Origin of the sequence: Rhizobium sp. WSM4643, from assembly GCF_025152745.1 — a bacterium.
GTDB classification, from domain to species: domain Bacteria; phylum Pseudomonadota; class Alphaproteobacteria; order Rhizobiales; family Rhizobiaceae; genus Rhizobium; species Rhizobium leguminosarum_I.
On sequence record NZ_CP104040.1, the window covers coordinates 1,620,853 to 1,635,096 of the forward strand.

At 60.4% G+C, this 14,244-nt stretch carries 16 protein-coding genes, 1 tRNA gene and 1 pseudogene; 9 read left to right on the forward strand and 9 right to left on the reverse strand.

Annotated features, from left to right (window positions below; genetic code table 11):
* The first annotated feature begins 151 nt into the window (after positions 1 to 151).
* A tRNA-Leu gene (locus tag N1937_RS08240) sits at positions 152 to 236 on the forward strand.
* A gap of 140 nt (positions 237 to 376) precedes the next feature.
* On the forward strand, positions 377 to 508 hold the full coding sequence (locus N1937_RS08245) for a hypothetical protein (RefSeq protein WP_017963977.1): 132 nt from the start codon (positions 377 to 379) through the stop codon (positions 506 to 508).
* Between the two features lie 10 nt (positions 509 to 518).
* On the opposite strand, the gene N1937_RS08250 is transcribed toward N1937_RS08245, so the two are convergent.
* On the reverse strand, positions 519 to 953 hold the full coding sequence (locus N1937_RS08250) for a VanZ family protein (protein ID WP_260058217.1): 435 nt from the start codon (positions 951 to 953) through the stop codon (positions 519 to 521).
* Positions 954 to 1,091: 138 nt separating this feature from the next.
* Here N1937_RS08250 and ilvA point away from each other — a divergent pair, with 138 nt between their 5' ends.
* The 4 genes and pseudogenes from ilvA to N1937_RS08270 form a co-directional block, all read left to right on the forward strand.
* Positions 1,092 to 2,342: a threonine ammonia-lyase gene (gene ilvA, locus N1937_RS08255; RefSeq protein ID WP_260058219.1), complete on the forward strand. Its 1,251-nt coding sequence runs from the start codon at positions 1,092 to 1,094 to the stop codon at positions 2,340 to 2,342.
* 37 nt (positions 2,343 to 2,379) lie between these two features.
* Positions 2,380 to 2,706: an HlyU family transcriptional regulator gene (locus tag N1937_RS08260; protein ID WP_017963980.1), complete on the forward strand. Its 327-nt coding sequence runs from the start codon at positions 2,380 to 2,382 to the stop codon at positions 2,704 to 2,706.
* A gap of 236 nt (positions 2,707 to 2,942) precedes the next feature.
* Positions 2,943 to 4,214, forward strand: a complete 1,272-nt coding sequence (locus N1937_RS08265) for a GGDEF domain-containing protein (protein ID WP_260058222.1) — start codon at positions 2,943 to 2,945, stop codon at positions 4,212 to 4,214.
* A 145-nt stretch (positions 4,215 to 4,359) separates the two neighbouring features.
* A pseudogene (locus tag N1937_RS08270) lies at positions 4,360 to 4,550 on the forward strand (TetR/AcrR family transcriptional regulator); the annotation flags it as partial.
* A gap of 48 nt (positions 4,551 to 4,598) precedes the next feature.
* Here N1937_RS08270 and N1937_RS08275 read toward each other — a convergent pair.
* Complete coding sequence (locus N1937_RS08275) at positions 4,599 to 5,213, reverse strand: FMN-dependent NADH-azoreductase (protein WP_162118421.1); 615 nt, start codon at positions 5,211 to 5,213, stop codon at positions 4,599 to 4,601.
* Between the two features lie 139 nt (positions 5,214 to 5,352).
* Between N1937_RS08275 and N1937_RS08280 the strand changes: the two genes are divergently transcribed.
* Positions 5,353 to 6,321, forward strand: coding sequence for a LysR family transcriptional regulator (locus N1937_RS08280; protein ID WP_260058224.1), 969 nt, complete (start codon positions 5,353 to 5,355; stop codon positions 6,319 to 6,321).
* A gap of 74 nt (positions 6,322 to 6,395) precedes the next feature.
* Here N1937_RS08280 and N1937_RS08285 read toward each other — a convergent pair whose 3' ends face one another.
* From N1937_RS08285 to N1937_RS08300, 4 genes are all read right to left on the reverse strand, one after another.
* Positions 6,396 to 8,384: a bifunctional 2',3'-cyclic-nucleotide 2'-phosphodiesterase/3'-nucleotidase gene (locus tag N1937_RS08285; protein WP_260058226.1), complete on the reverse strand. Its 1,989-nt coding sequence runs from the start codon at positions 8,382 to 8,384 to the stop codon at positions 6,396 to 6,398.
* Positions 8,385 to 8,639: 255 nt separating this feature from the next.
* Complete coding sequence (locus tag N1937_RS08290; protein WP_260058228.1) at positions 8,640 to 9,044, reverse strand: PilZ domain-containing protein; 405 nt, start codon at positions 9,042 to 9,044, stop codon at positions 8,640 to 8,642.
* An 84-nt stretch (positions 9,045 to 9,128) separates the two neighbouring features.
* The gene (locus N1937_RS08295; RefSeq protein WP_222290514.1) at positions 9,129 to 10,010 is read right to left on the reverse strand and encodes a DMT family transporter; all 882 of its coding nucleotides are present in this window, start codon (positions 10,008 to 10,010) and stop codon (positions 9,129 to 9,131) included.
* Between the two features lie 178 nt (positions 10,011 to 10,188).
* Positions 10,189 to 10,650, reverse strand: coding sequence for an Lrp/AsnC family transcriptional regulator (locus tag N1937_RS08300; RefSeq protein WP_017963987.1), 462 nt, complete (start codon positions 10,648 to 10,650; stop codon positions 10,189 to 10,191).
* A gap of 156 nt (positions 10,651 to 10,806) precedes the next feature.
* Between N1937_RS08300 and ald the strand changes: the two genes are divergently transcribed.
* On the forward strand, positions 10,807 to 11,925 hold the full coding sequence (ald, locus tag N1937_RS08305) for an alanine dehydrogenase (protein ID WP_162118467.1): 1,119 nt from the start codon (positions 10,807 to 10,809) through the stop codon (positions 11,923 to 11,925).
* Positions 11,926 to 11,940: 15 nt separating this feature from the next.
* Here ald and N1937_RS08310 read toward each other — a convergent pair whose 3' ends face one another.
* Positions 11,941 to 12,447 (reverse strand): DUF1203 domain-containing protein, encoded by a 507-nt coding sequence (locus tag N1937_RS08310; protein ID WP_170277903.1) that lies wholly within the window; start codon positions 12,445 to 12,447, stop codon positions 11,941 to 11,943.
* Between the two features lie 77 nt (positions 12,448 to 12,524).
* Here N1937_RS08310 and N1937_RS08315 point away from each other — a divergent pair, with 77 nt between their 5' ends.
* Positions 12,525 to 12,761 carry a hypothetical protein gene (locus N1937_RS08315; protein WP_311202840.1) on the forward strand — a complete coding sequence of 79 codons (237 nt, stop codon included), beginning with the start codon at positions 12,525 to 12,527 and terminating at the stop codon, positions 12,759 to 12,761.
* 29 nt (positions 12,762 to 12,790) lie between these two features.
* On the opposite strand, the gene N1937_RS08320 is transcribed toward N1937_RS08315, so the two are convergent.
* Together N1937_RS08320 and sseA are read right to left on the reverse strand one after the other, a co-directional pair.
* Positions 12,791 to 13,351: a GNAT family N-acetyltransferase gene (locus N1937_RS08320; RefSeq protein ID WP_017963991.1), complete on the reverse strand. Its 561-nt coding sequence runs from the start codon at positions 13,349 to 13,351 to the stop codon at positions 12,791 to 12,793.
* A 5-nt stretch (positions 13,352 to 13,356) separates the two neighbouring features.
* Positions 13,357 to 14,226 (reverse strand): 3-mercaptopyruvate sulfurtransferase, encoded by an 870-nt coding sequence (sseA, locus tag N1937_RS08325; RefSeq protein ID WP_260058233.1) that lies wholly within the window; start codon positions 14,224 to 14,226, stop codon positions 13,357 to 13,359.
* Positions 14,227 to 14,244 lie beyond the last annotated feature (18 nt).

Here is a 14,244-nt window from a genome sequence, read left to right on the forward strand (position 1 = left end):
CGACAGACCGAGTGCCCCTTGATCGGCCGTGGTTTTTGGGCGGAAAATGTGTGACGGATCATTCGGCGGTGCAACTGTCAAAACAGGCGTGATTTTTACGGCTTGCGGCTCTTCCCATCGCCCACGACGCAAGATATTGAAAACGCCGCAAGCGGGCGTGGCGAAACTGGTAGACGCAAGGGACTTAAAATCCCTCGGCCTTGGCTGTACGGGTTCGACCCCCGTCGCCCGCACCACCTTCATAATCCCGTTCGAATATGCTTGTATTATGCGTGTATATTGTGGATAAAAGCGCACTATTGCTTGCATATGACATTTTCGGTGCAAGGATTGCGCCGCGGCGGTTGAGTAAGTGTTGTCTTGTGGGAGTAAGACGATGGTTTACGATTGGAGTGGGGCAAGGACTAGGCGCATCCGCGTCTTCAAGACCAGTCTCGCGCTTGTTCTCGCAACTGCGATGGCCGCGATACCACTGTTCTTCTGGGCCGTGCAGTTGGGCGATTTCTAATTCGAGATAATCAGCGTTCTGCGAACGGAAGGGCGTTTGGCGCCTTCGTATCGCGCCATTTGTTGATCACCCAGCCGGCAAGCAGCCCGAGGGCTGTACCCATCGCCTTGACGCTCGCGTCATGCAGGCGCGGATGGCGGGTCGGCGCGAAATATTGCAGCCCTTCGATGGCGAATGCGCCGAGGATCAGCAGCACGGCCACCGTTTTCCATTGTTTCGGATAGGCAAGCGCGAAGGCGAGGCCGAGAAGTAGATAGGCAACCGCGCGGTCAACATCGACCATCGTGACTGTATTCGGCCTCTCTCCGATCGGCGAAACCGTGACGAAGATGATGAAGGCGAGCAGCAGCCAGGCGAGCGGTTTTGCGAATTTAAAGATCATCATGACTTCATATAAGTGGCCGCCCTTTTCATTGACAGTTAAAATCAGTTCATGTGCCGCCAATTTCGCGATTGGCTTAAGAAAGCCTTCCTCGGAGCGAACCGGTATGGGAGCGAACCGGAAACGGCCGAAACGGGCTTTCTTTTGCCGGCCGGCCTGTGCAATAGCGGCGGTGGCTAGTTGAGAGAATGGACCACGCCCGTGACGAGACTTGATGTCGAAAGCGCCGAAGAGGCGATGCGCAGCCTTTTTCCGGCAACGCCGCTGCAGCTCAATGATCACCTTTCGGCCCGCTATGGGGCCGATATCTGGCTGAAGCGCGAGGACCTGTCGCCGGTGCGCTCCTACAAGATCCGCGGCGCCTTCAATTTCTTCCGCAAGGCGATCGGGCAGGGTGCTGCCGGCAAGACCTTCGTCTGCGCCTCGGCTGGCAATCACGCCCAGGGCTTTGCCTTCGTCTGCCGCCATTTCGGCGTGCCGGGCGTCGTTTTCATGCCGGTGACGACACCGCAGCAGAAGATCGACAAGACCCGTATGTTCGGCGCCGAATTCATCACCATCCGGCTGTTCGGCGACTTCTTCGACCAATGCTACCAAGCCGCCCGCGAACACGTGGAGGCGGTCGGTGGAGTCATGGTGCCGCCCTTCGACCACGCCGACATCATCGAGGGGCAGGCGACCGTCGCCGCCGAAATCATGCAGCAGCTGCCGGAAGGAACGGTGCCCGACATTGTCGTCCTGCCGGTTGGCGGCGGCGGACTGGCCGCCGGCATCACCGGCTATCTCGACGGCACGGTGCCGAAATCGGCTTTCGTCTTCATTGAGCCGGCCGGTGCGCCGAGTCTCAAGCGCAGCATCGAGGCGGGCAAGGTGACGACGCTTCCCAAGGTCGACAATTTCGTCGATGGCGCTGCAGTGGCGCGCATCGGCGACCTGAATTTCGCGGCTCTTCGCGATTTTCCGGCAAGCCAAGTGCAACTCATGCCGGAGAACGCCATCTGCGTCACCATTCAGGAGATGCTGAATGTCGAGGGCGTCGTACTGGAGCCGGCCGGCGCCCTGTCGCTGACGGCGATCGCCGCGATGGACTGCCAAGCGATCCGCGGCAAGACCATCGTTGCCGTCGTCTCCGGCGGTAATTTCGATTTCGAGCGTCTACCTGACGTAAAGGAAAGAGCCATGCGCTACGCAGGGCTGAAGAAATACTTCATCCTGCGGCTCGCCCAGCGCCCTGGTGCGCTCCGGGATTTCCTCAATCTGCTTGGCCCCGACGACGATATCGCCCGCTTCGAATATCTGAAGAAATCGGCGCGCAACTTCGGTTCCATCCTGATCGGCATTGAAACCAAAGCGCCTGAGAATTTCGCCCGGCTGATCGGAAATTTCGAAGCAGCCGGCATGGGTTACGAGGATATCACCGAAAACGAGATCCTCGCCAACCTGATCATTTGACTTGGCGACAGCGATATCGCCGTGCTAAAGGCGGAGCATGGCTTCGTTCTTATCAAATATCTTTTCGATGTTCTCCGGCGGCGGCAAACCGGCGACGGAGGCGGCAGGTCCTTCGGGCGAGCCGCAGCTTTACGGCGACTGCACGATCTATGCCGAGCCGCGTAAGGAAGGTGGCCAGTATCGCCTTGCCGGCCGCATCGAAAAGAAGGTCGGCGACGAGGTGCTGGTGCGCAATTTCATCCGCGCCGATCTGTTTTCCTCCTCCGATGATGCGATCGAATGCACGGTGCGCAAGGCGCAGCAGATCATCGATCAGCATGGTTCGTCGCTCTTTGGTGACGGCGAGAAGCTTCGTCAGGTCTGAATCGGGATCCGGCATAGCTCCTAAATACCGGCTGCAACTATTCCTGTGTATGACCGGTGTGCGCTCCAGCGAGCGCCTTCTCACTCACGCAATCTTAAAGGATTGCGGTGAAAGGTATCGCCTGCAGAATTTGCAGGACACCCCCTCGTGTTTGACTGTTTCGGACGATTGACCAGAAGATTCGCTGTCGTGATCGCCGCGCCAGCCGGAGGCCGAGCGTCCGGAGCCGAGGTCTCATGATGGAGACACTCAACCTCGTTCTCTTCGTCGTCGAAGCCATTGCCTATTTCGTGCTGATGGTGACGCTTCTGCATTTCCGTCATCGGCTTGGTCTCGGGGTTTTCCTGACGGCGCTCGGCGTCATGCATTTCATGGAGACCTATCTGGCGGCGGTCTTCTACGTCTCGCTGCCGTTCGGAGATGTGTCGCCGGGCTCATCCATCTTCTTCTCCGGCAAGCTGATGATGATCCTGATGCTTTACCTGCAGGAAGATGCCGCGACGGTGCGCCAACCGATCTACGGCCTGTTCCTCGGCAACCTGCTCACCGTCGCTATTGCCTGGGTGCTGCAGTTGCACCAGCCGCTGCAGATATCGACCAACCACACACCCGACGTCGATTTCCTCAAGGAGATGGGCTGGCTGATGGTCTGGGGCACGGCACTGCTCTATGTCGATTCGCTCGGCATCATCCTGCTTTACGAAAAACTCGGCGATATCTTTCGCCGCCGCGTCGTCCTGCGCTTCCTGATTTCGGGCTTCGTGCTGCTGACCTTCGACCAGATCGGCTTCTTCGCCGCACTGCATTACTTCCTCGATGTGCCGATCGCCGCATTCTGGGCCGGATGGAAGGCGAAAATGCTTGCCGTCTGCCTCTACGCGGCGATGTTCGCATTCTATGAATATCGTATTCGCCGCGTCGGTGCGGGCGGATCCGTACGCTCCATCAGCGACGTGTTCGGCGACCTGACGTTCCGCGAGCGTTACAACGATCTTCTGGAGCGCACCGGCCGCGACATGCTCACTGGCGTCTACGATCGGACGCGCATGGAAATGGAAGCGCCGTTGATGCTGCTCGATGCACTGAAGCAGGGGTCATTCGCCACCGTCCTCATTATCGACGCCGATCACTTCAAGGATGTCAATGACGGCTACGGCCATCTCCAGGGCGACGAGGTACTGAAGGCGATCGCCGCCCGATTGGGCACGACGTTGCGCTCGAGTGATCGTGTCTTCCGTTTCGGCGGCGAGGAATTCGTGGCCGTCTGTCCAGGCACCGATCACGAAGAAGGTCTGCTGCTTGCCGAGCGCCTGCGCTGGACGATCGCAACCAGCGTCAAGACGCCGGATGACAGGCCGATCACGGTCAGCATCGGCGTTGCGACTGCCGACGAGGACGGCGTCGATTTCACCGCCGTGCTGACGGCTGCCGACGGCAGGCTCTACGCGGCCAAGAAGAGCGGCCGCAACTGCGTCGTCGGCCGCTCCGGTGTGGTGAAACTCAGTTAGCCGGTGGCTCTGGCATCCAGACCATGCTCTGTGTCTTGCTCCTGCTTGCCGTCCTGAATTTGGCAATTGTCCTATTTCGTGTTGCCCACCGTGCAACGCAAGAACGAAAGAAAGCGTCCGTAGGAGACAATAGCGACGGGACGGGCTTAGGCGTAATTTCGCGTCATTGGCGAGCAAGGTTACGGGAGCGGACGAAGGAGAAAGACGTCGCAAGGCGATCATGGCCTTCGCGATGATGGCCGGCGGCGTCGGCCTTGCCGGGATTTCGTCCGATGAAGAACTCTCGGCCGAAATCCTGGCGAGGTCCGGGGTCTCGCCGCCGATATCAACAAATGAAAAACGGCCGGTAAAAGCCGGCCGTTCCATCGAGCGTCGAAGAGCCGATCAGGCGGCCAGTGCGATTTCCTGGACGCGCGACTTGGCGGCGTCGATGGCCTTTTCGGCAGCTTCCGGACCGAAGGCCAGACCTTCGACATAGATGGTCTCGATATCGCTGATGCCGAGGAAGCCGAGAACCGACTTCAGGTACGGCACGGCATGGTTCAAGGCGGCGGCCGGGCCCTGCGAGTAGACGCCACCCGAGGCGAGCACCACATAGACCTTCTTGCCGGTTGCGAGGCCGACCGGGCCGCTTTCGGTGTACTTGAAGGTCAGGCCGGCGCGAGCGACGTTGTCGATCCAGGTCTTCAGCGACGAATAGATGTTGAAATTGATGAGGCCGGTGCTGATGACGATCTTGTCGGCGGCGAGCAGTTCGTTGACAAGCTCGTCGGAGGTCTTGACGGCCGCGGCTTCCTCAGCGGTGCGGGCCTCGGCCGGCTTGCGGATCGCGCCGGTGAAGAGGTCATCGATGTGCGGCAGCGGGTTGGCGGCAAGGTCGCGGCGAACGACGACGCTGCCCGGGTTCTGGCTTTTCAGCTTTTCGGCGAGATCGACGGCGATCGGCGTCGAGAGCGATTCGGCACGCGGGCTGGACGTCAGAAGAAGGATGGACGACATGGTGCATTTCCTTTCGAATGGGATTTGACGGCCCCTTGCTGGGAGGTGAGCCGCAGTCTCGATGAGGAAAATAGGTCTGGCCTGCTATCGAAAAAACGGTGATAATGTCGATCGAAACTATCGATGGAATGGATAGAAGATGCTGCCCAACCCAACTCTGGACCAATTGCAGGTGTTTTTGACCGTTGCCGAGACCGGCAGCTTTTCGGCCGCCTCGCGGGCGCTGAACCGTGCACAGTCAGTCGTGAGCTATACGATCGCCAATCTCGAAGCGCAGCTCGAAGTGCCGCTTTTCGAGCGCTTCGGCGCACGCCAGCCAAAGCTGACGGAGGCGGGCAAGGCGATGCTGGAGGATGCGCGGCGCATTCTCGGCGACCTGCAGGTTATGCGGGCGCGCGTCAAGAGCCTGAGGGAAGGGCTCGAAGCGGAGGTTTCCGTCGCCATCAGCGTCATGGTGCCTTCGCGAGCCCTGGTGGAGGTTCTGCGCGAATTTCGCGAGATGTTTCCATCCGTTTCGTTGAGCCTCAACGTCGGCGAGCTCGGAATGGTCATGGATCTCGTCCTGAGCGGCAAGGCGACCGTCGGAATTGGTGGCGCGGTCGTCAAGCAGGACGATTCGATCGTCACGGAACGGATCGGTCATTCCTTCATGTTGCCCGTTGCCGCGCGCAACCACCCGCTTGCCGGGATCGGTCGGCCGCTGACGCTGGGCGACGTGCGCGAGGAAGTGCAACTCGTCGTCACCGATGCGTCGGGCCGGACGAAGGGGCGCGATTTCAACGTTCTGTCCTACAAGACATGGCGCGTCAGCGATATTGCAACGAAGCACCAGCTCATCAAGGCCGGCCTTGGCTGGGGCGGCCTTCCGGCTTCTGTGATCCATGACGATCTCGTCAGTGGCACGCTCGTCCATCTCGATCTGGATGCCTACGAACAGGGGGAGTATCCGATATATTCTGTGCGCCAACTCTCCAACCCGCCCGGACCAGCCGCCACCTGGATGATCGACGCATTCCGCACGCGGCTTTCCGCCTGCCCGAGCCAGGCCGATTTCCATGCTCGGATGGCGGAACTGTCTGAACCCGCTACGCCGCTTGCGGCAGAATGACGAAGGCGCGGGTGCCGCGCCTTCGCTGATATTGTCTTCAATTTAGAGCGGTTCCGCTTTTCCTGGAAATTGCTCTAAAGAACCAGCCTGAACTTCGAGAAACCGTCGGCCCCTTCGCCGGCATCCTCGATCTTCACGCTTTTGACCTCGGCGAGGAACTGCTTCGCCTTCGGGCCGCTTTCGAAGGTTGCGGTCGTACCCGGGAGCGGCTTGAAGGTCCAGTTTGCGTCGGCCGACGGATTGATCGTGCCCTGATCATGGATATAGCGGACGATGACGTCGCGGTTGGTATCAGGCGCCTGGAAGATTACCTTGTCCGCCTTGATCTCAGGGAAATTGCCGCCGCCGCCGGCGCGGTAGTTGTTCGAGACGACGACGAACTTCTGAGCCGGATCGATCGGCTTGCCGTTGAAGGCCAGGTTCTGGATGCGGTTGGCGTCCGGATGGATCGGTTTGCCTGATGAATCATATTTCGGCGGCTGCGACAGGTCGATCTGGTAGGTGACGCCGTCGATCACGTCGAAATTGTAGGACGGGAAATCGGTGTTGAGAAGCGCCGCATCCTTCGAGCCGGCCTCGATGTGATTGAACATGCCGGCCGACATTTCGAGCCAGTTCTTCACCTGGGCGCCGGTGACGGCAACGGCCTGCACCGTGTTCGGGTAGAGATAGAGGTCGGCGACGTTCTTGATGGCGATGTCGCCGGCCGGAACGTCGGTGTAATAGTCGGCGCCACCGCGACCGCCGGCCTTGAAGGGGGCCGCCGCCGAAAGCACCGGCAGGTCCTTGAACTCGGTATCGGCGAGCATCTGCCTGATGTACCAGGTCTGGGCCTGGCTGACGACCTGCACTGAGGGATCGTCGGCAACCAGCGCGAAATAGGAATAGAGCGGCGCGGACGTCTTGCCGACCGGGGTGCGGACATAGGCAAGTGTCGCCTCGTGCTCGGCCTTGGCGGCTTCGATCACGTCCTTCTTGTCGGCGTAGTCGGCAACCACCTTCTTCTTGTCGTCGCGATGATAGATCGGCCGTGCTTCCGAGGTGAAATCGACGATCTTCCAGCTGTTGCCGTCCTTTTCGAGCAGCAGGTCGATAAGACCGAGATGCGAGCCCCAGAAGCCGGCCATCACGGCGGGCTTGCCGTGCAGCGTGCCCTTGACGGGGTCGGCATTGGCCACGCCGTCCCAGCTCTTCGGGCCGGGGAAGACGAGATGCTGGTGGCCGGTGAAGATCGCGTCGATCCCGTCGACGGCGGCGAGATGCAGCGAGGCGTTCTCCATCCTTTCGGACGGTGCGCTGCCGTCGATGCCGGAATGCGAGAGCGCAATGACGATATCGGCGCCGGCTTCCTTCATGGCGGGAACCCAGGCCTTGGCGGCCTCGACGATATCGCGCGTCTGCGCCCTGCCTTCGAGGTTCTTGATGTCCCAGAGCATGATCTGCGGCGGTACGAAGCCGATGAAGCCGATCTTGACGGGGCTCTCATTGCCGGCGCCGTCTTTGATCTGCTTTTCCAGAATGATGTAGGGCTTGAAGAAGAGATCGTCCTGCTTGGGGTCCGAGGCGAGCTGACCCTTGGTCAGGTTGGCGCAGACGAAGGGGAAGTTCGCACCTGCCAGGACCTTGAACATGAAGTCGAGGCCGTAGTTGAACTCATGATTGCCGAGCGTGCCCACCGTATAGCCGAGCGTGTTCATCGCCTTGATCACCGGATGGACGTCGCCGTCCTTCATGCCGTGCTGATAGGCCATGTAGTCGCCCATTGGATTGCCTTGCAGCACGTCGCCATTGTCGATCAGCAGCGAGTTGACGGCCTCTGCACGGATCGTGTCGATGATCGTCCCGGTGCGCGACAGGCCCATCGTGTCGTTCGGCTTGTCGGCATAATAGTCATAGGGGAAGACGTTGACGTGAATGTCGGTCGTTTCCATGAGCCTCAGATGCGCCTGGTTGGCGCTGGCGCGGGCGCTGAAAGGGTGCAGCAGCACCAGGGCTGAAGTGGCGGCGAGGCCGCCGAGCAGGGAACGGCGGCTCATCACGCCAACATCGAAAATGGAAGACATGGAAACTCTCCTTTAAAGATCATGCATCGTCCGGCCCGTCAGAGTTAGGACGATTTGGCGAGGAGTACACTGCGAAAATGACAGGACGTCAAAACAATCCGCCGGAAAAGCATCATGGCTCCAAAATGCAATTTATGGTGCAGTCACCCAGCGTCAGGTGCCGCAAACGCAAGGCGAGGTCATCCTCGGCGTCAGTGTCAACCGCAGCCGCTGGAGCGATCTCAGCCGCTCCTTCGACGCAAAGGCCGGGCAACCTTACGAGTTTGGCGTCGATGTTGTTAACTGAGGCGTCCGCTCGACGTTGACGGCGGTTCTAACCAGCGGGCGTACTGCCAATACCGGCCGCATCTCCTTATGGAAAAAGCGGAAATAGGAGGAGATCTGCGCCCGCGCATTCGAATTCACGTCGAACTGGATGCCGACGCGGCCATTGTGCTTCCAGCGGATGATGCCTTCGAGCAGCCCGAGGTTGTCGGCCTCGATGCGCACCTTGCTGCCGGAAGCGGCGTGGAGCGGCCCCTTCATCTCCAGGGCCGCACCGGTAGGCGATAGGTTGAGGATGCGGGCATCCACCTGGCTGTTCAGGTATTTGACATGGCCGAACACGCGGCAGTTTTTCCGGTCGGCCTTCCGGGCCGTGATTTTCGAGTTGCGGGTCATACTGTCTCCCTTGGTATTGCCGGGGAGCATAGCGCCGGAAAATTGAAATGGTTTTAGGGGCTTGGCTAAAATTGCAGTGAAACGTCAATTGGCAGCCGGGGCTCTGCGTCCCACCACATGTTCGCGCCAGACCGTAAAGATGCCGGCGGCGACCACGATCGCCGAGCCGACGATCATGTTGAAGCTGAGCGTTTCGCCATAGATCACCATGCCGAAGATAGAAGCGTAGACAAGTGACAGATAGGTCAGCGGCTGGACGGCGGCGGCATCGAGAACATCGTAGGCGCGGATCAGGAAATAATGGCTGGAAATGCTGGTCATGCAGACGAGCGCCATCCAGCCCCAGTCGCCCGGCGCCATCCAGCTCCAGTAGAACGGTCCGACCAGCGTCATCGTGACGCCGCCGACGACGCCGGTATAGAAGAAGCTGGTCATCGACGAATCGTCGCGGCTGACCAGACGGGTGGCGATGACGTAGAAGGCGAAGTTGAAGCAGGAAATGACGGCGAGAAGCAGCTTCACGTCGAAAAATTCGCCTTCCGGCTTCAGGATCAGCAGCACCCCGAACAGTCCGGCGCCGATCGCTGACCACCGCCGCCAGCCGACCCGCTCGCCGAGGATCGGCATCGCCAGCAGCGCGATCAGGATCGGCGTCGCGGAAAAGATCGCTTGTGAACGGGCAAGGCCGATTACGGCAAAGCAGGTGATGGCGAGAACCACCTGGACTGCAAGCAGAACGCCGCGCGTCACCTGCAGGAAGGGGCGTTTGGTGCGGGCCGTCGCCTTGATACCGCCGCGCATTTTCGACGCGAGGATGATCGTGAAAAGCGCAAAGGCCCAATAGCGGATCATCGTCACGAAGATCGGCGGGTAGGCTGTCGCCAGATGTTTCGAGATGGCGTCCTGCAGTGAAAAGATGGTGAGCGCCAGCAGAACGAAAATATAGCCTTGGGTCTTCGATGTCATGACTTGCCATTACCGTGTAATTTCACCCTTACATCGATTCCGATGTAAGGGTGAAATTTCACAGAAGTCCAAAGTGTTACAGCGTCCTCTGCGCGTCTGAAAAGACGCGCAGCGCTGTAGCGGGAAACGCCCGCGAGCGTGACAAGTCTGGGCAGGCTTTCGGCGAAGATGCAAGGCCTCAAAGGCCGACATTCGGCTTGTCGATGATTTCTCTGAGCGCGAAGCTGGAATTGATCTTCACGACGTGGGGCAGGGCCGACAGCCAGTCGCGGTGGATGCGCTCATAGTCCTCGAGATCGCGGGCGGCGACGCGCAAGATATAGTCGTATTCGCCCGACATCAGGTAACAGACGAGCACGTTCGGGCAGAGTTTCACTGCTGCCTCGAATTCCGCCAGCGTCTTGGCGAACTGGCCGGAGAGCGAGATATGCACGATGGCGATCATCTTGTAGTCGAGCGCCTTGTGTGAAAGCCGCGCATGGTAGCCGCCGATGACGCCGCTTCTTTCCAAGATGTCGAGCCGGCGCGAACAGGCCGAAGGCGACAATCCGATCCTTTCGGCAAGCTCGGCATTGGTGATGCGGGCATTGGTCTGCAATGCCCGCAGAATCGCAAGATCGATGGTGTCGAGATCAGCCATTCGAAGAACCTTCGAAAAAAGATAGGATGAATGCAATAATCGCCGAAAAATCGCGTCTTCGCAAATCGTCTTTGCAAGGACATTTCACTGTCTTGATGGTTGGATTCCTCATCTGAAAAAATCCGCGGCCGCGGAGATAAAATGAGAGGAACGCGCATGCGTGTCGGTTGCCCGAAGGAAATCAAGAATCATGAATATCGCGTCGGCCTGACGCCGGCTTCGGTGCGAGAATATGTTGCCCACGGCCACGAGGTCTGGGTGGAGACCAAGGCAGGCGTCGGTATCGGCGCTGATGATGCTGCGTATGCCGCGGCCGGCGCGAAGATCGCCGCCTCCGCCAAGGATATCTTCGAAAAGTGCGACATGATCGTCAAGGTGAAGGAGCCGCAGCCTGGCGAATGGGCGCAGCTCCGTGACGGCCAGCTCCTCTACACCTATCTGCATTTGGCGCCGGATCCCGAACAGACCAAGGGTCTCATCGCCTCCGGCGTCACCGCGATCGCCTATGAGACGGTGACTGACGAGCGCGGCGGCCTGCCGTTGCTGGCGCCGATGTCGGAGGTCGCCGGACGCCTGTCGATCCAGGCGGGAGCGACCGCGCTGCAGAAGGCCAATGGCGGCCTCGGCGTCCTGCTCGGCGGCGTACCCGGCGTGTTGCCGGCCAAGGTCGCAGTCATCGGCGGTGGCGTCGTCGGCCTGCATGCCGCCAGGATGGCCGCCGGCCTCGGAGCCGATGTCAGCATCCTCGACAAGTCGCTGCCGCGCCTGCGCCAGCTTGACGATATCTTCGCAGGCCGCATTCACACCCGTTATTCCAGCATCCAGGCGCTGGAGGAGGAAGTCTTCTCGGCCGATCTCATTATCGGCGCCGTGCTGATTCCAGGCGCTGCCGCTCCGAAGCTCGTCACCCGCGAGATGCTTTCCGGCATGAAGAAGGGCTCCGTCATCGTCGACGTCGCCATCGACCAGGGCGGCTGCTTCGAGACCTCGCATGCGACGACCCATTCCGATCCGACTTACGAAGTCGACGGCGTCGTGCATTATTGCGTTGCCAATATGCCGGGCGCTGTACCGGTCACCTCGGCGCACGCGCTCAACAACGCCACATTGGTTCATGGCCTGGCGCTTGCCGACCGCGGCCTGCGCGCCATTGCCGAAGACAGGCATCTGAGGAACGGCCTCAACGTGCACAAGGGTCGCATCACCAGCAAGCCGGTCGCCGAAGCGCTAGGCTACGAGGCCTTCGCGCCGGAGAGCGTGCTGAACGTAGCGTAAGTACCTGGCTATAGGTCAGAAGGCGCCGTTCTCCGCTAGGGCCGGCGCCTTTACCTTGTCGATCCGGCACTGGAAACAGTTGTTGCGTGCAGAGCGCACATGCACATAGGCGATATCAGGCCGGGCCAGCAGCTCCTCGCCATAGGCTGGAATATCGCCGATCTCAGTCACCGCGCCGGTGCCGTAGACGATGCGGTCGTTCTCGCTATAGCCGCGGACGATGAAGTCGCGGCTCGTCGTCAACACCGGCGGTATGATCTCTTCGGCGCCGTAGCGTGCGCAACGCTGCTTGTGCAGGAAGACCGGGCCGGTTTCGGCATAGGGCTGCAGCTCCGGGAAGGGCCGGTAGGCGAAGACCAGCAACTCCTCGCCGGCATCGATATTCTGAAGGCAATGGCGGCAGGGATGACCGGGACCATCGGAGACGATCGTCTCGGGCAGCCTGTCATAGGCGTCGCGGCCGCCGCTCCAGAGGTGTTCGGCGTCGGTCGTCGGCATGGCAACAAAACGAATGGCGGTCATGATAGATCTCCTTTGTATTGCCATGAAATGCACTTGGACGAGCGCGCGAGCCACCCGATTCTTGCCTGCTTCTCGATATGAGATCGCCGAAGAGCGAAAATCCAGGTATCTTCTGTGCGAACGCTGCAGGCGAAAGGAGAAGCCCCTTGGCCGACGTCGATCTCGCGCTGCTGGCGCAACAGAATGCGGAAATACTGGAAGAGCTCAGGGCTCTGCGGCGGGACGTGGCGGAACTGAAGGAACAGTCGGGCCGCACGCTCGATTTCGAGCGCCGCAGCGACCCGCGCCGCCCGAACAGCCTGACGCAGCGTTAGTCGTCTCCACTTACGTCGGGAAAAAGCCGTCAGCTTTTCCGCGCAATCTCCAGAAGCTCCTTGTCGCTGAGAGGCCGGACGATGCCGGTGCCGGTCGAGACGGGGGAGAAGCCGTACATCTGGTAGAGCTGCAGCGCGCGCGGATGGTCGAGATTGTTGGTGGTGGTTGTGACCCGCTTCGGATTGAGCGACCAGATGGCATAGAGCGCCTGCAGCAGGAACCATTTGCCGATGCCCAGACCGAGCGCATGTTCGATCAGCCCGAAATGGCTGAGCTCGATCATATCCTCGTCTTCGCAGAAATATTCGTAGAAGCCGGCGGGCGCGCCGTTCACGTAGAGAACGCTGATATTGTTGCGCTTGTCGTTCAGTGTCTCGGCAAGCTGCTCGTCGCTCATGCGCAACCGATCCACCCATTGCCATCGCGCACCCACCTGCCGGTAGAGATAGCGGTAGAAGGGCAATGGGATCTCGGGAGCGCGCATGATCGCCGTCTGGATGTTAACGGGCACCGGCATGCTCGCCTTCGGCGGCGCCGTCATTTCGAGCCGGGTGATGTGAGCTTTCAGCGAAGCGGGTGTCTTCCCCATGGCGATCAGGCTTTGACCGGCGTCGGCGGACCGGTGACGATGGGCGTATCGTCACGGCTGCCCCATTCGCTCCACGAGCCGTCATAAAGCTTGTTATCGTGATGGCCGAGCGATTCTAGCGCCAGCGTGATGATCGCGGCGGTGATTCCCGAGCCGCAGGAGGTGACGACAGGCTTGGAAAGATCAATGCCGGCATCCTCGATCGTCTGCTTGAGTTCGGGCAGCGACTTGAAACGGCCCTGGCTGGCAAAGACGCCGGAGGGCAGGCTGCGGGCGCCGGGCATATGGCCGGAACGCATGCCGGCGCGCGGCTCGGGTTCGACGGCGGCGAAGCGGCCGGCGCTGCGGGCATCGGCGATCTGCATCGCGCCGCTGGAGACGATATCGCGCATCCTATCGAGCGTCACCACGCGGCTTTCGTCGAAATTCGGCGTAAAGGTCGCCGATGCAAGATTGGGTGCTGCGGTTTCCAGCGGACGGCCCTCGGCCTTCCATCCGTCGAGACCGCCATCGAGCACGAAGACATTTTTCGCGCCCATCACCTGGAACAGCCACCAGACGCGCGGCGAGGCGAACAGGCCGATGCCGTCATAGACGACGATCCGATCATTCTCGCTGATGCCGAGCCGGCCGACTTCGGCGGCGAAATAATCGGGCGAGGGGATCGTGTGCGGCAGCGATGTGGAATGGTCGGCGATCTTGTCCTGATCGAAGCGGATGGCGCCGGGAATATGGCCGGCCGCATATTCGGCATCCGCATCGCGCTTCTGCGCCGGCAGATAGAAGGAGGCGTCCAGCACGCGCAGGTCGGCTTTGCCGAGTTCGGACTGCAGCCAGTCGGCCGAAACGACGAAACGGCTCTTGGTCTCACTCATGATGGTCTCCCTTGATGG